This window comes from Roseococcus pinisoli (assembly GCF_018413645.1).
Classification (GTDB): Bacteria; Pseudomonadota; Alphaproteobacteria; order Acetobacterales; family Acetobacteraceae; genus Roseococcus; species Roseococcus pinisoli.
In genome coordinates, this window is the sequence record NZ_JAHCDA010000001.1 from 465,556 (window position 1) to 485,940 (window position 20,385).

At 71.4% G+C, this 20,385-nt stretch carries 22 protein-coding genes; 9 read left to right on the top strand and 13 right to left on the bottom strand.

Features of this window, described 5'->3' with window-relative positions:
- The first annotated feature begins 2 nt into the window (after positions 1–2).
- From KHU32_RS02180 to KHU32_RS02190, 3 genes are read left to right on the top strand one after another with little or no spacing between them, the layout of a single operon-like run.
- Positions 3–1,388 carry a leucyl aminopeptidase family protein gene (locus KHU32_RS02180; RefSeq protein WP_213668396.1) on the top strand — a complete coding sequence of 462 codons (1,386 nt, stop codon included), beginning with the start codon at positions 3–5 and terminating at the stop codon, positions 1,386–1,388.
- A gap of 33 nt (positions 1,389–1,421) precedes the next feature.
- Entirely contained in the window at positions 1,422–2,402 is a 981-nt protein-coding gene (locus tag KHU32_RS02185; RefSeq protein WP_213668397.1) for an NADPH:quinone reductase, read from the top strand.
- Between the two features lie 34 nt (positions 2,403–2,436).
- On the top strand, positions 2,437–2,877 hold the full coding sequence (locus KHU32_RS02190) for a DNA polymerase III subunit chi (protein WP_213668398.1): 441 nt from the start codon (positions 2,437–2,439) through the stop codon (positions 2,875–2,877).
- 18 nt (positions 2,878–2,895) lie between these two features.
- Here KHU32_RS02190 and KHU32_RS02195 read toward each other — a convergent pair whose 3' ends face one another.
- The 6 genes from KHU32_RS02195 to grxC form a co-directional block, all read right to left on the bottom strand.
- Positions 2,896–3,849 carry a Bug family tripartite tricarboxylate transporter substrate binding protein gene (locus KHU32_RS02195; protein WP_213668399.1) on the bottom strand — a complete coding sequence of 318 codons (954 nt, stop codon included), beginning with the start codon at positions 3,847–3,849 and terminating at the stop codon, positions 2,896–2,898.
- Positions 3,850–3,914: 65 nt separating this feature from the next.
- Positions 3,915–5,231: a siroheme synthase CysG gene (gene cysG / locus KHU32_RS02200; RefSeq protein WP_213668400.1), complete on the bottom strand. Its 1,317-nt coding sequence runs from the start codon at positions 5,229–5,231 to the stop codon at positions 3,915–3,917.
- Between the two features lie 63 nt (positions 5,232–5,294).
- Positions 5,295–5,564, bottom strand: coding sequence for a chaperone modulator CbpM (locus KHU32_RS02205; protein ID WP_213668401.1), 270 nt, complete (start codon positions 5,562–5,564; stop codon positions 5,295–5,297).
- Positions 5,561–6,505 (bottom strand): DnaJ C-terminal domain-containing protein, encoded by a 945-nt coding sequence (locus KHU32_RS02210; protein ID WP_213669633.1) that lies wholly within the window; start codon positions 6,503–6,505, stop codon positions 5,561–5,563. The genes KHU32_RS02205 and KHU32_RS02210 overlap by 4 nt, the downstream gene beginning before the upstream one ends.
- On the bottom strand, positions 6,502–6,981 hold the full coding sequence (locus tag KHU32_RS02215) for a DUF1178 family protein (protein ID WP_213668402.1): 480 nt from the start codon (positions 6,979–6,981) through the stop codon (positions 6,502–6,504). Before KHU32_RS02215 ends, KHU32_RS02210 begins: the two co-directional genes overlap by 4 nt.
- A 94-nt stretch (positions 6,982–7,075) precedes the next feature.
- Positions 7,076–7,333 (bottom strand): glutaredoxin 3, encoded by a 258-nt coding sequence (grxC, locus tag KHU32_RS02220; protein WP_213668403.1) that lies wholly within the window; start codon positions 7,331–7,333, stop codon positions 7,076–7,078.
- A gap of 456 nt (positions 7,334–7,789) precedes the next feature.
- Between grxC and KHU32_RS02225 the strand changes: the two genes are divergently transcribed.
- On the top strand, positions 7,790–8,533 hold the full coding sequence (locus KHU32_RS02225) for a hypothetical protein (RefSeq protein WP_213668404.1): 744 nt from the start codon (positions 7,790–7,792) through the stop codon (positions 8,531–8,533).
- Between the two features lie 22 nt (positions 8,534–8,555).
- Here the strand turns inward: KHU32_RS02225 and KHU32_RS02230 are convergent, their stop codons facing one another.
- From KHU32_RS02230 to KHU32_RS02240, 3 genes are all read right to left on the bottom strand, one after another.
- Positions 8,556–9,347, bottom strand: a complete 792-nt coding sequence (locus tag KHU32_RS02230) for a ComF family protein (RefSeq protein WP_347265496.1) — start codon at positions 9,345–9,347, stop codon at positions 8,556–8,558.
- Between the two features lie 94 nt (positions 9,348–9,441).
- Positions 9,442–10,977 carry a rhodanese-like domain-containing protein gene (locus KHU32_RS02235; protein WP_249680503.1) on the bottom strand — a complete coding sequence of 512 codons (1,536 nt, stop codon included), beginning with the start codon at positions 10,975–10,977 and terminating at the stop codon, positions 9,442–9,444.
- Positions 10,977–11,591: a cysteine dioxygenase family protein gene (locus KHU32_RS02240; RefSeq protein WP_213668405.1), complete on the bottom strand. Its 615-nt coding sequence runs from the start codon at positions 11,589–11,591 to the stop codon at positions 10,977–10,979. Before KHU32_RS02240 ends, KHU32_RS02235 begins: the two co-directional genes overlap by 1 nt.
- Before the next feature lie 63 nt (positions 11,592–11,654).
- On the opposite strand from KHU32_RS02240, the gene KHU32_RS02245 reads away from it, so the two are divergent.
- Together KHU32_RS02245 and map are read left to right on the top strand one after the other, a co-directional pair.
- Complete coding sequence (locus KHU32_RS02245; RefSeq protein ID WP_213668406.1) at positions 11,655–12,548, top strand: methyltransferase domain-containing protein; 894 nt, start codon at positions 11,655–11,657, stop codon at positions 12,546–12,548.
- Between the two features lie 62 nt (positions 12,549–12,610).
- Positions 12,611–13,417 (top strand): type I methionyl aminopeptidase, encoded by an 807-nt coding sequence (gene map / locus KHU32_RS02250; RefSeq protein ID WP_213668407.1) that lies wholly within the window; start codon positions 12,611–12,613, stop codon positions 13,415–13,417.
- Between the two features lie 93 nt (positions 13,418–13,510).
- Here the strand turns inward: map and metF are convergent, their stop codons facing one another.
- The gene (gene metF, locus KHU32_RS02255) at positions 13,511–14,443 is read right to left on the bottom strand and encodes a methylenetetrahydrofolate reductase [NAD(P)H] (RefSeq protein ID WP_213668408.1); all 933 of its coding nucleotides are present in this window, start codon (positions 14,441–14,443) and stop codon (positions 13,511–13,513) included.
- 241 nt (positions 14,444–14,684) lie between these two features.
- Between metF and KHU32_RS02260 the strand changes: the two genes are divergently transcribed.
- Both KHU32_RS02260 and KHU32_RS02265 read left to right on the top strand, forming a co-directional pair.
- A complete protein-coding gene (locus KHU32_RS02260; RefSeq protein WP_213668409.1) occupies positions 14,685–15,482 on the top strand; it encodes an MlaA family lipoprotein in 798 nt (265 codons plus the stop codon).
- Between the two features lie 26 nt (positions 15,483–15,508).
- Positions 15,509–16,144: an MlaC/ttg2D family ABC transporter substrate-binding protein gene (locus KHU32_RS02265; RefSeq protein WP_213668410.1), complete on the top strand. Its 636-nt coding sequence runs from the start codon at positions 15,509–15,511 to the stop codon at positions 16,142–16,144.
- A gap of 61 nt (positions 16,145–16,205) precedes the next feature.
- Here KHU32_RS02265 and KHU32_RS02270 read toward each other — a convergent pair whose 3' ends face one another.
- Entirely contained in the window at positions 16,206–17,375 is a 1,170-nt protein-coding gene (locus tag KHU32_RS02270) for a pyridoxal phosphate-dependent aminotransferase (RefSeq protein WP_213668411.1), read from the bottom strand.
- Positions 17,372–18,847 carry a gamma-glutamyltransferase gene (locus KHU32_RS02275; RefSeq protein ID WP_213668412.1) on the bottom strand — a complete coding sequence of 492 codons (1,476 nt, stop codon included), beginning with the start codon at positions 18,845–18,847 and terminating at the stop codon, positions 17,372–17,374. Before KHU32_RS02275 ends, KHU32_RS02270 begins: the two co-directional genes overlap by 4 nt.
- Positions 18,848–18,985: 138 nt before the next feature.
- Between KHU32_RS02275 and KHU32_RS02280 the strand changes: the two genes are divergently transcribed.
- On the top strand, positions 18,986–19,714 hold the full coding sequence (locus KHU32_RS02280) for a DsbA family protein (protein ID WP_213668413.1): 729 nt from the start codon (positions 18,986–18,988) through the stop codon (positions 19,712–19,714).
- 195 nt (positions 19,715–19,909) lie between these two features.
- Here the strand turns inward: KHU32_RS02280 and KHU32_RS02285 are convergent, their stop codons facing one another.
- The gene (locus KHU32_RS02285) at positions 19,910–20,362 is read right to left on the bottom strand and encodes a hypothetical protein (RefSeq protein WP_213668414.1); all 453 of its coding nucleotides are present in this window, start codon (positions 20,360–20,362) and stop codon (positions 19,910–19,912) included.
- Positions 20,363–20,385: the final 23 nt, after the last annotated feature.

Below are 20,385 nucleotides of genomic sequence, written 5' to 3' on the forward strand. Positions count from 1 at the left end.
CCTTGATCAGGCTGAGGCGCGAGCCGACGAAGGGCGCGCGCCTGCTCCGCCCGATCGCGGAGGGTCCCCCGCACCCGTCGGGCTTTCATGGCCGGCGCGGCGAGGTGCTGGAGCTGTCCCCGCAGGAACGCTGGGTGGGCGCGAACCACGCCTCCAGCCGCGCGGAATGGGAGGGCGTCGGCGCCGCCTGCATCGCCGCGGCCGGGCCGCCGGCCCGCCTGGCGCTGGATGCGCGCGGCCTGCCGCCGCACTGCGCCGTCGGCCTCGGGGTCGGCGCAGCGCTGCGGGCCTGGCGCTTCGACCGCCTGAAGTCCTGCCCCCCGCCCCGCCCCCGCCGGATCGAGCTCCTCGTGAACGACCCGGCCGGCCTCGCCTCCGCCTGGGCCCGGGCGGAGGCGGCGCTGGCCGGGACGCAATTCGCGCGCGAGCTGGTGGCCGAGCCGGGCAACCGCCTCACCCCGCGCGAATTCGCCAAGCGCCTGCGCGGCCTGGAGAAGGAAGGCATCGAGGTCGAGGAGCTCGGCCGTGCCGCGCTGAAGAAGCTGGGCGCCGGTGGCCTGCTCGCGGTGGGCGGCGGCAGCGCCGTGCCGCCGCGCATCGTGATCCTGCGCTGGCGCGGCGAGTTCCGCGTGCCGCCGGTGGCCTTCGTCGGCAAGGGCCTGTGCTTCGACACGGGCGGCATCTCGATCAAAGGTGCGGCGGGCATGGAGGCGATGCGCGCCGACATGGCGGGCGCGGCCGCCTGCGCGGGCGCCATGCTGGCCCTGGCGCGGCGGAAATCCCCCTGCCCCGCCGTCGCGATCCTCGCCATCGCGGAGAACGCGACGAGCGCCACCAGCTACCGCCCCGGCGACGTGCTGCGGATGATGAGCGGCCGCACCGTGGAGGTGGTGGACACCGACGCCGAGGGCCGCCTGGTGCTGGCCGATGCCCTGCACCTCGCCGCCACGCGCTTCCGCCCCCAGGCGGTGCTGGACCTGGCAACGCTGACCGGCAGCGTGATCACCGCGCTCGGCCATCACCGCGCGGGGCTGTTCCACAACGACGCGGCGCTGGGCACCGCCGTCGCCGCGGCCGGCGAGGCGGTGGGCGAGCGGCTCTGGCCGCTGCCAATCGGCGAGCGCCACCGCGAGGAGCTGAACAGCGACATCGCCGACCTGAAGCAATGCGTGCCGGGCGGGACGCGCTTCGTGTCCGACGCCTCCAACGCGGCGGCCTTCCTGCGCGAATTCGTGGGCACCCTGCCCTGGGCGCATCTGGACATCGCGGGCATGGAGACGGCCGAGACGGACGATCTCCCCGCCGCGCGCCACACGCCCACCGGCTTCGGCGCGCGCCTGCTCGACGCGCTGGTGGAGCGGCATTTCGAGGATCCCCACCGGGTCTGAGGCCGGGGCTCCCAACCAGGAGGAACGAAAGCCATGAAGGCGGTCTGGTACGAGAGGAACGGCCCCGCGCACGAGGTGCTGGTCCATGGCGAGATGCCCCGGCCCGAGCCCGGACGGGGCGAGGTGCTGGTGCGCCTCCATGCCTCGGGCGTGAATCCCTCCGACTGGAAGACGCGCAGCGGCTCCCGGCCCATGGCCGCGCCGCGCGTGATCCCGCACAGCGACGGCGCCGGCGTGATCGAGAAGCTGGGCCCGGGCGTGGAAGCCTCGCGCCTCGGCCAACGGGTCTGGATCTGGAACGGGCAGTGGAAGCGGCCCTTCGGCACGGCGGCGGAATACATCGCCCTGCCCGCCACCCAGGCCGTGGCCATGCCGGATTCGCTGAGCTTCGAGGCCGGGGCCTGCCTCGGCATCCCCGCCCTCACCGCGCTGCGCGCCGTCACGACGGATGGCGGCGTGGCGGGGCAATCGGTGCTGGTAGCGGGCGGCGCCGGGGCCGTGGGCCGCTACGCCATCCAGTTCGCGAAGCGGCTCGGCGCCGCGCAGGTGATCGCGACCGTCAGCTCCGAGGCCAAGGCCGCGCATGCGCGGGAAGCCGGCGCCGACGCCACCATCGACTACCGGGGCGAGGATGTGGCGGCGCGGGTCCGGGAGCTCACCGGCGGGCGCGGCGTGGACCGCGTGGTGGAGGTGGACCTTTCCGGCAATATCGCGCTGCTGCCGCAGATCCTGGCTCCCGACGGCATCTGCGTCGCCTACGGCTCGACCGAGCGCGAGGTGCCGGTGAATTTCGGCGCCATGCTGCTGGGCGGCCATGCGATCCGCTTCTTCATCGTCTACGAGCTCTCCGCCGCCGCGCGGGCGGAATGCGAGGCGCTGCTGGCGCGTTTCCTGGCTGAGGGCGACCTGCGGCACGACGTGGCGGCCACCCTTCCCCTCGCGGACTGCGCCGAGGCGCATGAGCTGGTGCAGTCGGGCCGGGTGAGGGGGAATGTGGTACTGACGGTGCCCTGAGCGCCGGACGGAACCTGAGCGCGCGGAGAATGGCGTGACCGAGATCGGCTTCTACCACCTCACCCGCAGCACGCTGGAGCAGGCGCTGCCCCGGCTGCTCGGCCGCGTGCTGGCCGTGCCGGCGCGCGCGCTCGTCTTCTGCGCGGGCGAGGAGCGGATGAAGTCGCTCGACGACGCGCTCTGGACCTGCGAGGAGCCCGACTGGCTGCCGCACGGCACGCGCGACGCGGCGGACCAGCCCATCTTCCTGACCGCCCTCGACGGGCCGCCCGCGAACGGCGCCACGCATCTGTTCCTGACGGACGGCGCGGAGAGCGCGCATCTCGGCGATTATGCCCGCGCCTTCGACCTCTTCGACGGCGGCGACGAGAATGCCGTGGCGGCCGCCCGCCGCCGCTGGAAGGCGGCCAAGGAGGCGGGCCACAGCCTCGCCTACTGGCAGCAGACCCCGAAGGGCTGGGAAAAGAAGGCCTGAGGCCGGGGCGGCGCCGCCTCAGCTTTCCATCATGATCCCGGTCAGCGTCGCCATCTCCTGCCAGCGGCGCACCTCGGCCAGCTGGAAGGCCGCGAACTCCGCCACGGACATCGGCGCCGCGTTGAGACCCGCCTGGGTCGCACGCGTCGCGACCTCGGGCTGCGCCAGCGCCTCCAGGAAGGCGAGCGACAGGCGCGAGACGCGCCCCGGCTCCACGCCGCGCGGCGCGAAGAGGCCGAACCAGGCGTCCACCGCCATGAAGGGAACGCCCGCCTCCTCCGTCGTCGGCAGGTCGGGGAAGTCCGGCAGGCGCCGCGGCGCGCCGATGCTCAGCGCGCGCAGGCGCCCTTCCCGCACCAGCGTCACGACGCCGGGCCAGGTCGAGACGTAGAAGTCCACCACCCCGGCCACCGTGTCCGTCGTGGCGGGGCCGCCGCCGCGATAGGGCACATGCACCGCATCCATCTGGGAGCGGCGAACGAAGGTCTCGGCCAGGACATGGCTCGCCGAGCCGGCCTGCGACGAGGCGTAGGAGACACGCCGCCCGGCGCGCCCCATCTCGATCAGCCCCGCCATGTCCCGCGCGTGGGAGTTGGCGGGCACCACCGTCGCGTGATGCACCGTCGCCAGCCGCGCCACGGGCGTGAAGCTGTCCACCACGTGATAGGGCAGGTTGCGCGTCATCCACTGGTTGGAGGCGTGGGTCTGGTTGTGGCCGAGGATGATGGTGTTGCCATCGGCCGGCGCGCGGGCCGCTGCCTCGGTGCCGATGATGCCGCCCGCGCCGCCGCGATTATCCACCACGATGGGCTGGCCCAGCAGCGCCCCCGCCTTCTCGCCCAGCACGCGGGCCAGGATGTCGGTGCTGCCGCCCGGCGGCGCCGGCACGATGAGGCGCAGCGGCGGCTGGCTCTGCGCCTGGGCCAAAGCGGGGGCCGACAGCAATCCGGCGGTGAACAGGCGACGCTTCATGGGGATCCTCCGACACGGACTATAGGGGCGATGGGCGCGGACGCGCAGGGGTCAGGGGGCGCGGGTCAGGCGTCGCGCTTCAGGGGCAGCGCGCCGAGGGCGACGGCCTCGCCCAGCAGCAGCAGGATCGGCCCGTCTCCCGCCCAGCCCGGAGCCTTCGCCGCGACCTCGGCCAGGCTGCCGCGCAGCTCGCGCTGGTGCGGGGAACCCCCGCTCTCGATCAGGGCGGCCGGCGTGGCGAGGTCGTAGCCCTCGCGCGCCAGGCCGTCGCGCAACGCCGGCAGGGTGGTGAGGCCCATATAGACGGCCAGCGTCTGCCGGGAGCGCGCCAGGGCGGCGAAGTCCAGATCCAGCCGGCCCTCACGCGTATGGCCGGTGACGAAGGTGAGCATCTGGGCCGCGTCGCGATGCGTCAGCGGGATGCCGGCCTGCGCCGCGCAGCCGAGCGCCGCCGTGACGCCGGGCACGACCTCGAAGGCGATGCCGGCCGCGGCCAGCGCCTGGGCCTCCTCGCCGCCGCGGCCGAAGACGAAGGGATCGCCGCCCTTCAGCCGCACGACGCGCAGCCCCTCCTGCGCCAGCTCCACCAGCAGGGCGTTGATCCCCTCCTGCGGCACGCAATGCACGGAGCGCTTCTTGCCGACGAAGATGCGGCGCGCGTCGCGGCGCGCGAGGTCCAGCACCTCGGCGCTCACCAGGCGGTCGTGGATGATGACATCCGCCTCGCCCAGCGCGCGCAGGGCGCGCAGGGTCAGCAGGTCCGCCGCCCCCGGCCCCGCGCCGACGAGCTGGACGAAACCGCGCGGCGTAGCCTCCGCCGCGTCGAGCATCTGCGCGAAGGCGGCCTCCGCCTCGGCCTGACGGCCGCCGAGGGCGAGCTGGGCGGGCTCCCCGGTCAGCGCCCGCTCCATGAAGGCGCGCCGCGCCGGCAGGCTCGGCAGGCGCTCGCGGACGAGCTGCTGGAAGCGGCGGCCCAGGGCCGCGACCCGCCCGATGAGCGGCGGCAGCGTGGCCTCCACCTTCTGGCGGATCAGCCGCGCCAGCACGGGCGCGGCGCCGCCGGTGGAGATGCCGATGGTGATCTCGTCCCGCGTCACGATCGCGGGGGTGATGAAGCTGCACAGCTCGGGCCGGTCCACCACGTTCACGGGGATGCCGCGGCGCAGGCAGGCCACTTGCAGGGCGCGGAGGTCCTCCTCCGGCGCGCCGGCCGCGACGGCCAGCGCGCAGCCGTCCAGCAGCGCCTCCTCGAAGCGCGGGGCCTCGCGCAGCTGCGCGCCAGCGGCCCGGAGCAGCGCGGCCTTGGCGGCGAGCGCCTCGCCCTGGCCGAGCAGCAGCGCCGGCCGGCCCGCGAGATCCAGGAAGGCTGGGAAATGGCGCATCGGCGGATGTTTTCGGCTCCGCGCGGCGGGCGGTCAATCACGCCCGGCGGCAGCGACGGCCGCTCAGTCCTCGAGCTTGCCGAGGCCGCGCAGGCGGCGGCGCAGGGTATAGACCTGGTCCAGCAGGGAGAGGACCACAGGCAGCGCCTCCTCGTTGACCTCCATCACGTCGCGCAGCTCGAGGATGAGCCGCACGCGCTCGACGTCGATCTCCTGGAAGACGAGGTCGCCGCCCTGCCGCTCGGCGCGGACATGGCCGGCGCCGATCCAGCGCTGCAGGTCGTCCGCCCGCAGCGCCTCGAAGCGGGCGCAGAGGATCTCGAGGGTGATCATTCCCCGAACTCCATGCCCGCTCGGGGGTCCTCCGGGTTCTCGGGGGACCAGTTGCGGAGGAATTCCTCCAGCGCCGCGTCGGGCTTGCCGACCGTCACGCGCAGGGTGAGGAAGAGGTCGCCCGCGGGCCGCTTGCCGTGCTCGGCGATACCCTTGCCGCGCAGGCGAATGGTGCGGCCGTTGTCGCTGCCGGCGGGCAGGTTCACGCGGAGCGCGCCGAAGGGCGTGGACACCACGATGGGGCCGCCCAGCACGGCCTCCTTCAGCGTCACGGGCAGGTCCATGCGCAGGTCGTTGCCGTCGCGGATGAGGAAGTCATGCCCCTTCACCTCCAGCTCGATGAGCGCATCGCCCGCCAGGCCGCCGTTGCGGCCGGGATCGCCCTGGCCGCGCAGGCGCAGGACCTGGCCCGAGACGACGCCCGGGGGAATCTTCACGCTGAGCGCCTTGCCGTCCGGCAGGCTGAGCTGCCGGGTCGCCCCGCGCACGGCGTCCAGGAAATCGACGTTCAGGCGATAGGACTGGTCGGCGCCGCGGCGCGGGCCCGATTCGGCGCGCCGCCGGGCCTCGAAGATGTCGGAGAAAAGGTCCTCGAACATGCCCGGGTCCACGCCCTCGGGCGCCGCGCCATAGCGCGCGCCGAAAGGCTCCTCGGCATAGCGGCGATAGCTGCCGCCACCGCCCCCGGCGTTGAAGCCGGGCGGCGCCCTCTCCTGCCCCTCGGCGTCGATCTCACCCCGGTCGAAGCGGGCGCGCCGCTCGGGGTCGGAGAGCAGGTCGTTAGCGGCGGCGGCGGCCTTGAACTTGGCCTCCGCCTCGGGCTTGCCGGGATTGAGATCGGGGTGGTGCTGGCGCGCGAGCTTGCGATAGGCCGCCTTGATCGCCTCGGGCGTGGCGTCGCGCTTAACGCCCAGGACCTTGTAGGGATCTTCTGCCATCAGCCGTCCGAGCGCGGGACCCAGGGCAGGCGCGCGACGTCGATGCCATCGTCACGCAGCTCGTCGGCCTCCTCGTCGCTGGCCTCGCCGTAGATGCCGCGCACTTCCACCTCGCCGTCATGAATGCGGCGAGCCTCCTTGGCGAAGTCCCGGCCGACATAGTCGCAATTGGCCTCGATCTCGTGACGCATGCGTTGGAGCAGCGCCATGACCTGCGCGGGCATCGGGCCCGAGGCATGGCGCGGCCCATCGGCCGCCGGGGGCGGAGGCGGCGCTTTGGCGGGGACGGCCTCGGCGCGGCCCTTCATCCCCGGCGCCTTCGCGACGGCCGGCGCCATGAGCGCCTTGGAGACATGGGAGTCACCACAGGTCGGGCATTCGACAAGGCCGGCCTCGAGCATCTTGTCGAAGGCCGTGCTGTCCTTGAACCAGCTCTCGAACTGGTGGTCGTTTTCACAACGGAGAGAAAAGCGGATCATTCCCTGGAACCTCGGCCGGATCGGCCAGGATGGCAATCGGCCCATACCAGGTCACATGGGGAGGCCGAGAGGCCGTTGACAAGATGGGCGTTTTTCACGCCGCCAGGAGGGCGTCCAACTTGCCGGCGCGGTCCAGGGCCACGAGGTCGTCCGAACCGCCGATGGACTGGCCATCGATGAAGATCATCGGGACGGTCGTCTGGCCGCCCGCGCGCTCCGACGCGTCCTTGCGGGCCTGGCTGCCCCGCGGCGCGTCGATCTCCTCGAAGGCGACGCCCTTGCGGCTGAACAGCGCCATCGCGCGTGCGCAGTAGGGGCAGAAGGGCTGGGTGTAGATTTCGACTTTTGCCATGCACCAATAAAAGTAGCGAATTGGCCGGTTTTCAAGCCGTCGGAGCCGACACGCAGCTCCGGGCTGCCATGCCGGAAAGCACCCCCGAGGCTTGGCCGATGACGGCCGGCGGCCAGAATAAGGGCGGTTGAAACCCGTCCTCCGGCGGGATCGGGGCCGGCAGTTTCAGGCTCTTCGGCTCCGGGCACGCGGTCTTCTGCCATCGCGTCGCGCTCAAGGACCGGAACACCCCGGAACATCCGCCGAGCCAAGCCTTCCCCTTGAAGATGTAGGACTTCTGCGGCAATGCCCCAGCCCTCTACTCGGCGTTACATCCATCCGCATCCAATACATGCAAAAGGTAGTTCTAAACGTTATTTTGTCTCTCTCTGGTCCATTTTCACGCAGCAAAACCATCGATAACATCGGCAACCTAGAGTTGATCTCCGGGCGGAGGTCACGACCGGAGGCTGCTGCATGGGTTTCGATCTCACCCGTATCGCTAGGCTGACCCCAGCCTATAAAATCGTCTCCAACGTGGCAGACGTCATGTCTCCGCCCAAGCCGGCGAAGGCACCCACCGGGCCGCTCGAGCCGGGCGATATCCTCGTCAAGATGAACGACGCCACCGGGCTCAACTTCCTCATCACCTACGGACAGGTCTTCACCGCGAATGGCGACCATGCGCTGTGGACGCATGCCGGCCTCGCCACCTCGAGCACCATGATCGCCGAGATGAATGGTGAGGGGCTGCAGCACCACAACCTGACCGGCTCGAACGCCGGCTATACCTACGCGGTCTTCCGCTGCAACTATCGCCAGGTCGCCCTGGGCGCCGACGAAGCAAATTCGGTGCTCCTCGGACTGGGCCGAGGCAAGGTGGTCTACAGCAAGAGTGGCGCGGTCTCCTCCCTGTTGCCGTCTCTCATCGACAGCAGCAAGAAGGGAAGGCTGAAGAAGGCCCTGGATGACATCGACAATAAAAAGAGCCTGGAACTCTTTTGCTCGGAACACGTCGTGTTCTGCTACCTCGTCGCGCTCGAGGAAGAAAAAAACTTGCCAATGGTCAATAAAGGACCTGAGTTCAGGCACATGCGCATGCAGGAATTCTTCGACAAGGAACCCTGGCAGTACAGCCCCGGCTATCTCTACAGCATGCTGCTGTCCAACAAGCTTTTTTCCTACATGGGGCGCACGCGCGGCGCCAAGTGGATAGGCTAGCCACCTTCCGCGCCCCCGCCGGTCAGCCGGACCGCTCGATCCTGGGATCGGGCACCCGCGCGGCCGCCAGGACGCCCACGGCGGCCGCCCCGCCGCGGAGCAGCGCCTGCGCGCAGGCATCGGCTGTCGCGCCGCTGGTCAGCACGTCGTCGATGAGCAGCACGCGGCGCCCCGCCAGCTTCCGCCCGGCGCCCCGCGCCAGGGCGAACGCGCCCAGGAGCGCCGCCTCGCGCTGAAGGGCGCCCAGCTCGCCCAGCGGGACGGTGGCGCGGATCCGGCGCAGCAGCATCGGATCGAAAGCCTTGCCCGAGATCCGCGACAGCTGCGCGGCCAATAGCGCCGCCTGGTTGTGCCGCCGCCGGAAGAGCCGCCATCGGTGCAGCGGCACCGGGACCAGCAGGTCGGCTGCGCGCAGCAGCTCCGCCCCGGCCCGGGCCATCTGGCGGGCGAGCGGCCGGGCCAGCTCGGTGCGGTCGTGATGCTTGAAGGGCAGGATCAGCGCCTTCGCGCCCTCGTCGTAGCGCAGCGCGGCGCGGGCGACGGAAAAGGCCGGCGGCGCCGCCAGGCAGGCCCCGCAACAGGAGCCCTCGGGCTGGCGCGCTCCGGTGGCGGCATGCGGGAAAGGCACCCCACAGACCTCGCACATCGGCGCGGTCACGAAGGCCAGGCGCGAGAAGCAGGTGGGGCAGAGCCCTCCCTGCTCGCCCACCGGGGTCTCGCAGGTCAGGCAGGTGGGCGGCAGAAGGGCGTCGAGAATCCCGACGCCCATTCTTCGAAGCAGGCCCCGCAGCCGGCCCGGACCTTCGAGCGCCACCGGGTTCCGATCATCGGGCGGTGGGCGGGGCGGCCGATTCAGACCCTCACGCGAAGCCGCGCTCCGGTCACCGGCCGCGCCTGCGGCGTTTCCCCTACCAGGCGCCGAAGCGCGAATCGCCGTCGCGCTCGACCTCGTGGACGAGGTCGATCTCCCAGGAGAGGTATTCCTTCATCGCTTCCTCGATGCCGGAGTTCCGGTCGTAGGGGCGGAGGTACCAGTCCACGCAGGCCTCGTCCGGCGGGGTCTGGCGATCGGCCGCGACCGGCAGGCCCGCGGCCTTCCAGGCGGCGACGCCGCCCTCCAGCACGCGCGCGCCCGGAATCTCGGCGGCGGCGAGATGGGCCAGCGTCGCGTCGGGCGCCGTGACCACCACCGCGCCCTCGATCTTGGGGATACGGCCGCGCACCGCCCAGACCGCGCCCGGGATATGTCCAGCCCGGAAGTCGATCGAGCGCGCCAGATCCACGACCGTGACGCCCTTTTCGGCTGCCAGGGCCTGGGCCGTCACCGTCGTCGCCGGCTTCACCTCCGGCACCTGGGGCTTCCAGGGCCCGGAGACGGTGGCGCCCTTCGACGCTTCCTGCACGACATAGACCTCCCAGCCGCCGAGCTGGCGCAGCCAGGCGCCGGTCATGCGGGAACGGACGGTGTCGTCGTCGGCCAGGATCACCCGCGCGCCGCGCACCGCGATCCACTGGTCGGTCGCCTGCACGAGCTGGCCGCCCGGCGCATGGCGGAAGCCCGGGATGTGCCCCGCGGCGTATTCGTCGGCCGCCCGGACGTCGAGCGCATAGGTCGTGCGGCTCTCATCGGACAGCAGTTCCTCGGCAGCGGCGCGGCTGATCACCTTCACGCCGTTCTCGTCGCCGAAGGCGGTGGCACGCTGCAGCGCCAGATCAGCGCTCTTCGGCGTGCCGGCGGGGTAGGTCCGGGTCTGGCCGCGCTCGCAGGTGAAGCCGGCCAGCTCCCAGCCCATGGTGCCGTTGCGCAGCGCCACGATGCGGTTGGGAACGCCCGCGCGCCGCAGGCTCTCCGCGCCCATGATGCTGCGGGTGCGGCCCGCGCAGTTCACGACGATGGTGGTCTCGGCGTCCGGCACCATGTCCCCGATGCGGTAGGCCAGCTCGCCGCCCGGCACGTTCACGCTGCCGGGGATGGTCATCTTCACGTATTCGTCCATCGGACGGCTATCGAGGATGACCAGGGGCTTGCCGGAATCGACCAGCGCCTGGAGCTCGGGCGGGTCCAGGCTCTCGGTGCCGTAATGGTGCTCGACCCACTCGCCGAAGGCCTTGGACGGGACGTGGACGCCGGTGAAGACGGTGTAGCCCGCCTCCTTCCAGGCCGGCGTGCCGCCCTTCAGCACGTGAACGTCCGAATGGCCGAGGGAGGTGAGGTAGGCCGCGAGCTTCTGCGCATGCCCCTCGCCGCCATCCACGCAGACCACGCGGGTGGCCTTGCGCGGCAGCAGCGCGCGGGCGCGCAGCTCCTTCTTCGAGAGGGGGCAGGGCACGGCCCAGAAGAGGTGGCCGTGGCCGAACTCCCCTTCCTCCCGCGCATCGAGGATCGCGAGCTCACCGCCGCGCGAGATCCAGGCCTTGAGATCGGCCGCCGTGACGAGCGACATCAGGCCTTCGCGCCCGCGGTCGGCTTCATGAAGTTCTTGTTGTAGTAGGAGACCTCGCCCGTCTTGTCGTCGAAGGCACGGCGGCCATCCAGCTTCTCCAGCGCCAGCCCGTACATGTGCAGGTGCCGCGTCGGGCGGGTGCCGGTGGTGTGGATGGAGTGGATGTCGTCGGGCATCAGGCTGATGCCGCGGCCCGGCTCCACCATGATCTCCTCCTTCACGCGCATCTCGCAGCGCTCGGGATCCTTGCCGTCGTCCAGGCGCTCGTAGACCTTGTTCAGCTCCTGCCCGTCGACGGCGACGACGACGGCCCAGGTGGTGTGGTCGTGCGGCTTGGTGGCATTGCCCGGGTTCAGCGCGTTCATGTAGAGCGCGAAGCGGTTGTTGCCGTCCTCCTGCAGGAGGTAGCGGTTGCTGCCCTTCTCGCCATTCGGCGGGGGCGGAAATTCGCCGCTGGGAAAGAGGTGATCCTGCGCGGCGAGCGCGAGGAGCTCCTCGCGCATGCGATCCAGGGCGGGGCGGGTGACGCCCATGCTGGCCTCGATCTCGCGAATTCGTTCGATCGTCGCGGCCACGGCGGCGGTGCGGGCCGCCTTCACATCCATCGTGTTCATTTGTGGCTCCTCCTGATCCGTCGAACGTTAGTCCCGCTTGCGCGGCCGCGCCACCGGTCGCAGATGGAGGCCGTGGAAAATCCGCTCGACATCTTCGACCGTGCCCTCGTCGCCCGCCGCCGGGAGCGCGCGGCCGCCACCATCGGCCAGGTCGCGCCGGTGCTGGACGCCGCCGCCGTCTGCCTGCTGGACCGGCTGGAGGACACGACGCACCGCTTCTCCCGCGCGCTGGACCTCGGCGGGCGGGGCGCCGTGGCGCCTGCGCTCAGGGCCCGCGGCATCCCCTTCGTCGTTTCGATGGACCTCTCCCCCGCCATGGCGCGCCGCGCCCAGGGGTTGGACAACGGCAGCCTGGCCGTCGCGGGCGACGAGGAATGGCTGCCCTTCGCGCCCGGCAGCTTCGACCTGATCGTGGCCAGCCTCAGCCTGCATTGGGTGAACGACCTGCCCGGTGCGCTGATCCAGATCCGCCAGGCCCTGGCGCCGGACGGGCTGTTCCTGGCCTCCCTGCCCGGCCTCGGCACCTTGCAGGGCCTGCGCGAGGCGCTGAACGCCGCCGAGGCCGAGACGCGCGGCGGCGTCTCGCCCCGCGTTTCGCCCTTTCCCGAGCTGAGGGACCTGGCCGGCCTGCTCCAGCGCGCGGGGTTCACCATCCCCGTCGCGGATCAGGAACGGCTGCCGATGATCTATCGCAGCCCCATGGGCCTCGTCGCCGACCTGCGCGCGGCGGGAGAGAGCAATGCGGTGCGCGCAAGGGATTCCCGCACCCCGCCGCGCGGGTTCTTCCCCCTCGCCTTCTCCCGCCTCGACCTGGAAATGGAGCTCCGCCTCCTGGTGATGACCGGCTGGTCCCCGCATGAAAGCCAGCAGCAGCCGGCCCGCCGGGGCAGCGCCAATGCCAGCCTCGCGGCGGCGCTCGGCACCATCGAGATCAAGACCGGCGAGAAACCGGGTTGAACCGGGCGCCCCCGGGGCGCATCTTCGCGGCACACACACAGTAGCACGCGGACAAGTTCGAGATGGACAACCAGGGCGGCGAATCGCGCCGAATCACCCGCCACGCCCCCGAGGATTTCGAGGGCGCCCGCCGTGCCGGCGCGCTGGCGGCCGCCTGTCTCGACATGATCACCCCCCATGTGCGGCCGGGCGTGACGACGGGCGAGCTCGACCAGATCTGCCACGACTTCATGCTGGAGAACGGCGCCGTCCCGGCCACGCTGGGCTATCGCGGCTACACCAAGTCCTCCTGCATCTCGATCAACCACGTCGTCTGCCACGGCATCCCGGGCGAACGGGTGCTGCTGGACGGCGACATCCTGAACATCGACGTGACCCCGCTGCTCGACGGCTGGCACGGCGATTCCAGCCGCATGTACGTGTCCGGCACCGCCAACACCAAGGCACGGCTGCTGATGGACGTGACCTATGAGGCGATGATGCGCGGCATCGCCGTCGCCAAGCCGGGCAACACCTTCGGCGACATCGGCCACGCCATCCAGACCTATGCCGAGAAGCACCGCTTCACGATCGTGCGCGACTTCTGCGGCCACGGCATCGGGCGGAAGTTCCACGAGCCGCCGAACGTGCTGCATTTCGGCCGCCCGGGCGAAGGCCCGAAGCTGGCGCCCGGCATGTTCTTCACCATCGAGCCGATGGTGAACGCCGGCCGGCCGGAGGTGAAGATCCTCGACGACGGCTGGACCGCCGTGACGCGGGATCGCAGCCTCTCCGCCCAGTTCGAGCACATGATCGGCATCACCGAGACGGGCTGCGAGATCTTCACCCTCTCGCCCGCCGGCCTGAAGAAGCCGCCCTACGCCGCCTGACGCGCGGCCCTCAGGGGCCGGCAGAAGGTTGAAGCCGGGTGCGGCCCTGGCGGCCTTCGCCAGGCGCGGGTCATCCCCGCGCCCCCAAAAACCTCAGGCGGCCGGGGGCCGGGCGCCGAGGATATGCGCGATGGCATAGGTCAGGTCGGGGCGGTTCAGCGTGTAGAAGTGGAACTCGTCCACGCCATTGGCCTGCAGGATGCGCACCTGCTCGGCAGCCACCGTCGCGGCCACCAGGCGCCGCGTGCCCTCGTCCTCGTCCAGCCCCTCGAAGAGCTTGGCCAGCCATTCGGGCACCGAGGCGCCGCACATGGCCGAGAAGCGCTTCAGGCTGGCGAAGTTCGTCACCGGCATGATGCCCGGGACGATCGAGGCCGTGATGCCCGCCGCGTGGCAGCGATCCAGGAAGCGCAGGTAGACGCCCGTGTCGAAGAAGTACTGCGTCACCGCCCGGTTGGCGCCGGCGTCGATCTTGCGCTTGAGGAAGTCGAGATCGGCATCGGCCGAGATCGCGGCCGGGTGGATCTCCGGATAGGCGCCCACGCTGATGTCGAAGTCGCCGATCCGCTTCAGCCCGCGGACGAGATCCTCGGCCTGGGCATAGCCGCCCGGATGGGGCTCGTACTTCGCGGCACCGGCCGGCGGATCGCCGCGCAGCGCCACGATGTGGCGCACCCCGGCATCCCAATAGGCCCGGGCCACCTCGTCCACCTCCTCACGCGTCGCGCCTACGCAGGTAAGGTGCGCGGCCGGGGTCAGCGAGGTTTCCTTCGCCAGGCGCGCCACCGTCTCATGCGTGCGGGAACGCGTGGAGCCGCCCGCGCCGTAGGTGACGGAAACGAAGCGCGGGGCCAGCGGCTCCAGCCGGCGGATGCAGCTCCAGAGATCGGCCTCCAGCTTCTCGTTCTTCGGCGGGAAGAACTCGAAGGAGAGCTTCGGCGCCGGCAGGCTCGAGGGCGACGGGAGGGTCCCGACGCGCGGCCCGGTCAGCCAGCGTTGAAGGGTGTTGTTCGGCGAGACGTCCATGGGGCGATGGTTTGGCGTTCCACCTGCCATTATGCAAGAGCCGCCTCCTTGGATCGTTCCGGGACCTTTCAAGGGGCCCTGGCCGAGTTGCCACGCCCCTTGGCGAAGCGTCCCAGAGCTGTCCATCCGCACGGTTCGCAGCACCTGACAACTTGCTGCCGTAGCGGAAAATGTGCATGTAGTTGCAACGGCCTCGCCTCGATCAGGTTGGAAGTTCGCTCTGAAAGGTCCGTTAGCCCTCATGCGCCTCGCTCCCCTTTTGGCTTCAGCGATTCTTCTCGTCGGCCTCGCTGGCTGCGCGACCCGTCCGCCCGCCAGCGACCCCGAGGCGCTGGAGGAATTCCGCGCCAATAACGACCCGCTCGAGCCCCTGAACCGCACGATGTTCTCGGTGAACAACGCCATCGACACGGTGGCGCTGCGCCCCGCCGCGCAGGCCTACCGCTTCGTGCTGCCGAGGCCGGTGCGCCAGGGCGTGCGCAACGCGCTGGGTAATCTGCGCGGCCCGACCATCCTGATGAACGACGTCCTGCAGGGCGAGGTCGATCGCGCCGGCCGCACCGCCGCGCGCTTCCTGATCAACTCCACCCTGGGCATCGGCGGTCTGATCGACGTGGCCGACTGGCAGTTCGGCGTCCCCGGCCACAGCGAGGATTTCGGCCAGACGCTGGCCGTCTGGGGCGTCGGCGAGGGACCCTACCTCTACCTGCCGATCCTCGGCCCCTCCAATCCGCGCGACCTGCTCGGCTACGGCGTCGATGTCGTGGCCAGCCCCTGGTTCTGGTTCGGCCAGGGCGATGTGGTGGACGCGCTGCGCTGGGCCTATGCCGGCATCACCGCCATCGACGCACGCGAGTCGGCCCTCGACACGCTCGACCGCATCCTCGAAACCTCGCTGGACCCCTACTCGACGCTGCGCAGTCTCTATCGTCAGAACCGCGCCTCGGAGATCGCCAATACCGGGGCCGAAGGACGGGGTGTCGAGGCCGGCGGCGCCGGACGCGGTGTTCGCCGGGACCCTGTGCCCGCATCGCCCTGACGACCACAGGCTAGGAAGAAACGACCATGACCTTCGCCGAGGCGCGTCTCGCGCGCCGCGCATTCCTTCTCCTCACGGCCAGCCTGCCCTTCGTCGTGCCCAGCGCGGCGCAGGCGCAGATGGATCCGAGCCGCGCCGCCAACTTCATCAAGAGCACGGGTGACGCACTCGTGGCCGCGCTGAACAGCAGCGCGCCGGTCGCCCAGCGCCGGGAGCATGTTGCCAATATCCTGAGCCGGGCGGTGGACATCGAGGGGACGGGCCGCTTCATCCTGGGCCGCTGGTGGCGCGTGGCCTCGGCGGCCGAGCAGCAGGAATACCTGCGCCTCTTCGAGGAGACGCTGATCCGCAACCTCGCCAGCCGCTTCGGCGAGTTCCAGGGCGTGCGCTTCTCGCTGGGCCGCAGCCAGCAGCGGACCGAGGACGACGCCCTCGTGACCACGATCGTCGAGCGGCCGAACAGCGGCCCGCTGAACCTCGATTGGCGCGTGGCGGAAGTGGGCGGCCAGCCCCGCATCGTGGATCTGGTGGCCGAGGGCACGTCGCTCCGGCTCACCCAGCGCAGCGAGTACAGCGCGGTGATCCAGCGCGGCGGCAACCAGGTCTCCGCCCTGCTGACGGCCATGCGGAACCAGCTGCACCAGCTTCAGCAGCGTTCCTGATCGCGGCGGGGGCTTCGGCCCCCTTTTGCCGTGACAGTCGAGCCCCGACCGGGGCTCCAGGCTACCTCTTCAGCCACTCCGCGAGGCGCCCCGGCGCCTCGGCCATGGCGGCCTCGGCCCCGCAATAGCTGAAGCGCAGGTACCGGCCGCCGCGCGTCCGGTCGAAATCGACGCCCGGCGTCGCCGCGATTCCGGCGCCTTCCAGCATCCGGCCCGTGAACTGCACGCTGTCATTCGTCAGGTGAGACACGTCGCACCAGAGGTAGAAGGCGCCGTCCGCCGCCGCGATGCGGTCGAACCCCGCCTTCGGCAGCCCTTCCAGCAGCAGCGCGCGGCTGCGGGCATAGCCGGCCTTCTTCGCCTCCAGCTCCTCCCCGCAATCCATCGCCGCCTCGGCCGCCACCTGGGACAGGTAGGGCGTGGAGATGAACATGTTCTGGGCCAGGCATTCGACGGGGCGCAGCAGATCCTCCGGCAGGACCAGCCAGCCGATGCGCCAGCCCGTCATGCACCAGTACTTGCTGAAACTGTTGACGACGATGGCGCTCGGGCTGGAGGCGGCGGCCGTGCTCTCGGCGACGGTGCCCCAGGAGAGGCCGTGATAGATCTCGTCCGAGACCAGCCGGACGCCCTTCTCGTGGCACCAGCGCGCGATGGCCGCGAGCTCGTCGGGCGTCAGCATGGTGCCGGCGGGATTGCAGGGGCTCGCGATCACCAGCCCGTCGGGAAGCGGGTCGAGCTTCTCGAGCATCGCGAGGCTGGGCTGGAACCGCGTCTCCGGGCCGCATTCCAACAGGACCGGCTCCATGCCCAGGGCCGTCAGGATATTGGCGTAGGGCGGGTAGAAGGGCGCGGCCATCGCCACGCGGTCCCCCCGGTCGAAGGCGGCCAGGAAGGCGAGCGGAAAAGCCCCGGAGGCGCCCACCGTCACGGCGATGCGCGCGGGAGAGACGGCCACGCCGTAATGGTCGAGGTAGTAGCGGGCGATGCGAGCGCGGAGCGAAGGCAGGCCGAAGGCCTCGGTATAGCCGAGCGGATGGCCGCTCCGCAGCGCGGCCTCCACGGCAGCGACGGCGCCGGCCGGCGCGCCGGTCGCGGGCTGCCCCACCTCCATGCGCAGGATGCCGGGAGCCGAGGGCGGAAGGCTCGCGGCCCGCGCATTGGCGGCCGCGATCACGTCCATGACGATGAAGGGCGGGGCCTCGGCGCCCCGTCCCGTCTTCAGGCTCACCGGTCGGTCGCGCCCAGCGCGACGCCGGCGCCACGGGGATCGGTCACGGTGGTGCATAGGCCCTGGTAGCCGGGCAGGTAGCGCGGGCACATGCCGAGCTGGGCGCGGCCGGGCTCGGGCACGGTCTGCATCGCCGTGTCGGGGCCGGCATTGCTCAGCATCTGGGCGGCCACGGGGCCCGCCACCGCCATCGCCGCGGCCTGCTGACCGGAACCGGCCACGGCCATGCGGAAGGCGCGCAGGTTGGGGCTCCAGCCGATCGCCGCGGAGAGCAGCGGGGGCTGGACACGGCCGGTGTTCGGCGCCGCGGCGCCGAGGAAGCCCATCCCCGGCATGATGCGGCCCGTGCCGAAGAGGTTGTTCATGGTGAAGGCGCAGGTCACGGCATTGCCGTTGCGGTCATAGACCATGAGGCCCGCGCTGGCCGGCAGGTCGCCCAGGCCGGCGCCGGGCAGGTCGTTCGCAGCCAGGAGGGCGGTGGGATCGCCACCACGGGCGCGGGAGGCCGCGGCCACGGCCATTGCCCGTGCCTGCGCGGCCTCGGGCGACTGGCCAGCCTGCAGCGCCTGGAAGGCGGCGGCGGCGGCCAGGCCGCCATCGGCCGGCGGCGGCAGGAAGGCGATGCGGTCACCGCCGCGGCCATTCACCACGACGGGGCGCATGAGCTGCGGCAGGGCCGCGCGCACTTCGGCCAACGAGATCGCACCCGCGCCGACGAGGCCGGACGCCTCTTCGAGGCGGCGCGCCAGGTTGCCCTGGTGCAGGTCGCCCACGCCGGAGACGCGCAGCGCGGCCAGCGTGCCGCCGAGCGGCGGGTTCTGGAAGGTGTCGCCCACGGCAACCGGGGTGCCGTTGCGGCTGAAGATGGAGCGCGCCTCGGGATCGGCGAAGAGCGGCCCCTGCACGGCCACGAGGTCGTTGTGCAGCGCCCGGGACATGGGCGTGCCGAAGCGCGCGGCCTGCTCGGCCGGGCCCATGAGCTCCTCGAAAGGCCGGCCATTGGGCAGGCGCGTGTGGAGCGCGAAGAGGCCGCGGGCCATGAGGGGCACGGCGGCCGGGCGGTCGGCATTGGCCAGGCCACCGGCGCGCGCGCCGGGCAGGAAGACGACGGCCTCGGTCTCGTTGCGGAGGCGATTGTAGACGAGGCAGGCGCCGCCGCCGCCGAGACCGGCGCGGGACGGCAGGGTCACCGACATGACGAAGCCGGCCGCGACAGCCGCATCGGCCGCGTTGCCGCCGGCGGAGAGGACCTCGCGGGCCGTGGCGGCCGCCACCGGCTCCTCGGCCGCGACGCCGCCCAGGAAGCCCGAGACGAAACCCGGCGTTCCCGCCTGGATGCTGTTCCCGAGGATGCCGGAGGTGATGTTCGAGGCCGTCTCGCAGCCGGCCAGGGAAAGTCCGGCGACGACCAATGCAAGGGCCCGAGGGGAGGTCAGGCGGCGGGGCTTCGTGGTCCTGGCGGGCGTATTCATGCGGGTGGCGCTCGATTCCCTCGATGGCGGCATTCCGGCCGATCGAGGGGGATTAGACGCGTTCGCTCCACCGGGCAACCGAAGCGCCTTGCCGGGCCGGAATTTGCCTCGGCCGGCGCGAAGGAGGATGTTGGCCCGATGATGAAGCGACGTGGACTGGTGGCGCTGGGCGCCGCCCTGGTGCCCGGGGCCGCCATGGCCCAGGCCCTTTCCCCCGAGCAGCGGGCCGAGGTGCTGCAGCTGCTGCGCCAGGCATTGCGGGAGGATCCCAGCATCCTGCGCGATGCCCTGACCGCCGTGGAGGAGGCCGAAGAGGCCAATCGCAGCTCCGCCCAGACCCGAGCCATCGCCGCGCGGGCCGAGCAGCTGTTCCGCGATCCGGCGGATCCGGTGAAGGGCAATCCGCAGGGCGCCGTCACCTTCGTCGAGTTCTTCGACGCCCGCTGCGGCTATTGCAAGCAGCTGCACCCGACCATGAACCAGCTGCTCCAGCGCGAGAGCGACGTCCGCGTGGTGCTGAAGGACCTGCCGATCCTGGGCCCGAACTCGGTGCTGGCCTCCCGCGCGCTGCTCGCCGCGCACCGGCAGAACCTCTACGTACCGCTCTACGAGGCGCTGATGCGACTGCGCGAGGAGCCGACGGAGCCCGTGCTACGCCGCGAGGCGGAGCGCGCGCGGATCGACTGGGCGCGGCTGCGCCGGGAGATGGACGACCCCGCGATCACGGCGCGTATCGCCCGCAACCTGGATCTGGCGCGCGCGCTGGACATCCAGGGCACGCCGGCGCTTGTCATCGGGACGACGCTGGTCCCCGGCGCCGTGAGCCTGGCCGAGCTGCAGCGGTTGACGGCGGCGGCGCGGGGCTGATCAGGCCTGGATGGGGTTGAGGGGCGCTGCCCCTCGAACTCGCCGACAAACGGCACCGCGCGGGAATCCGGCCGCACAGCGGCCGGCGCCGCCCGCTCTACCTACAAGCTTGGCTCATCAGTCGAGCGGCGAAGCCAAGCCGCCGGAGGCGGCGCCCAGCGTCCGAGGGCAAAATATAACCAGCCCTTAGGCCGATCAGCGCGGCCCGCGGCGGCGGTTCTGCGCCAGCTCTTCTTCGGTCAGCTGGAAGCCCACCATGATCCGGTAGTCCTGCGCCCGGCGCTGCTGGTTGACCGGGAAGCTGATCTCCACGGGTCGGGAGCCCACCGCCGCCCGCGTCGTGTTCACGCCGAACTGGGCCGGCAGCACGAAGCTCTGGCGATTGATGACGTTATTGTCCGCGTCGAGCAGGGCGATGAACCAGGGCAGCTGGACCGCGCGCGAGGGCGCCGCGGGTCCGCGATCAATCTGGAAACGCATGGAAATCGTCGCGTCGACGCTCTGGTCCCTACGGCCACGGCGGCAGCTGGCGTCCACCCCCGTCACCCGGGCGTCCAGCGCCACGGAGGACAGGTCGGGCGGCGAGCCCGGGCGGTAGCGCGTGAGGTCGGCAAGGTCCGCCGGGAGGGTCAGGCTGGGACAGGACACCAGAAGGTCCTCTATCCGGGTCG

Bases quoted from the DNA above. Each gene is read 5' to 3' on its own strand.
- KHU32_RS02185 (WP_213668397.1), top strand. From the start codon at position 1,422: ATGAAGGCGGTCTGGTACGAGAGGAACGGCCCCGCGCACGAGGTGCTG.
- KHU32_RS02195 (WP_213668399.1), bottom strand. From the start codon at position 3,849: ATGAAGCGTCGCCTGTTCACCGCCGGATTGCTGTCGGCCCCCGCTTTG.
- cysG (WP_213668400.1), bottom strand. From the start codon at position 5,231: ATGCGCCATTTCCCAGCCTTCCTGGATCTCGCGGGCCGGCCGGCGCTG.
- KHU32_RS02205 (WP_213668401.1), bottom strand. From the start codon at position 5,564: ATGATCACCCTCGAGATCCTCTGCGCCCGCTTCGAGGCGCTGCGGGCG.
- KHU32_RS02215 (WP_213668402.1), bottom strand. From the start codon at position 6,981: ATGATCCGCTTTTCTCTCCGTTGTGAAAACGACCACCAGTTCGAGAGC.
- grxC (WP_213668403.1), bottom strand. From the start codon at position 7,333: ATGGCAAAAGTCGAAATCTACACCCAGCCCTTCTGCCCCTACTGCGCA.
- KHU32_RS02225 (WP_213668404.1), top strand. From the start codon at position 7,790: ATGGGTTTCGATCTCACCCGTATCGCTAGGCTGACCCCAGCCTATAAA.
- KHU32_RS02235 (WP_249680503.1), bottom strand. From the start codon at position 10,977: ATGTCGCTCGTCACGGCGGCCGATCTCAAGGCCTGGATCTCGCGCGGC.
- KHU32_RS02240 (WP_213668405.1), bottom strand. From the start codon at position 11,591: ATGAACACGATGGATGTGAAGGCGGCCCGCACCGCCGCCGTGGCCGCG.
- KHU32_RS02245 (WP_213668406.1), top strand. From the start codon at position 11,655: ATGGAGGCCGTGGAAAATCCGCTCGACATCTTCGACCGTGCCCTCGTC.
- map (WP_213668407.1), top strand. From the start codon at position 12,611: ATGGACAACCAGGGCGGCGAATCGCGCCGAATCACCCGCCACGCCCCC.
- metF (WP_213668408.1), bottom strand. From the start codon at position 14,443: ATGGACGTCTCGCCGAACAACACCCTTCAACGCTGGCTGACCGGGCCG.
- KHU32_RS02260 (WP_213668409.1), top strand. From the start codon at position 14,685: ATGCGCCTCGCTCCCCTTTTGGCTTCAGCGATTCTTCTCGTCGGCCTC.
- KHU32_RS02265 (WP_213668410.1), top strand. From the start codon at position 15,509: ATGACCTTCGCCGAGGCGCGTCTCGCGCGCCGCGCATTCCTTCTCCTC.
- KHU32_RS02275 (WP_213668412.1), bottom strand. From the start codon at position 18,847: ATGAATACGCCCGCCAGGACCACGAAGCCCCGCCGCCTGACCTCCCCT.
- KHU32_RS02280 (WP_213668413.1), top strand. From the start codon at position 18,986: ATGATGAAGCGACGTGGACTGGTGGCGCTGGGCGCCGCCCTGGTGCCC.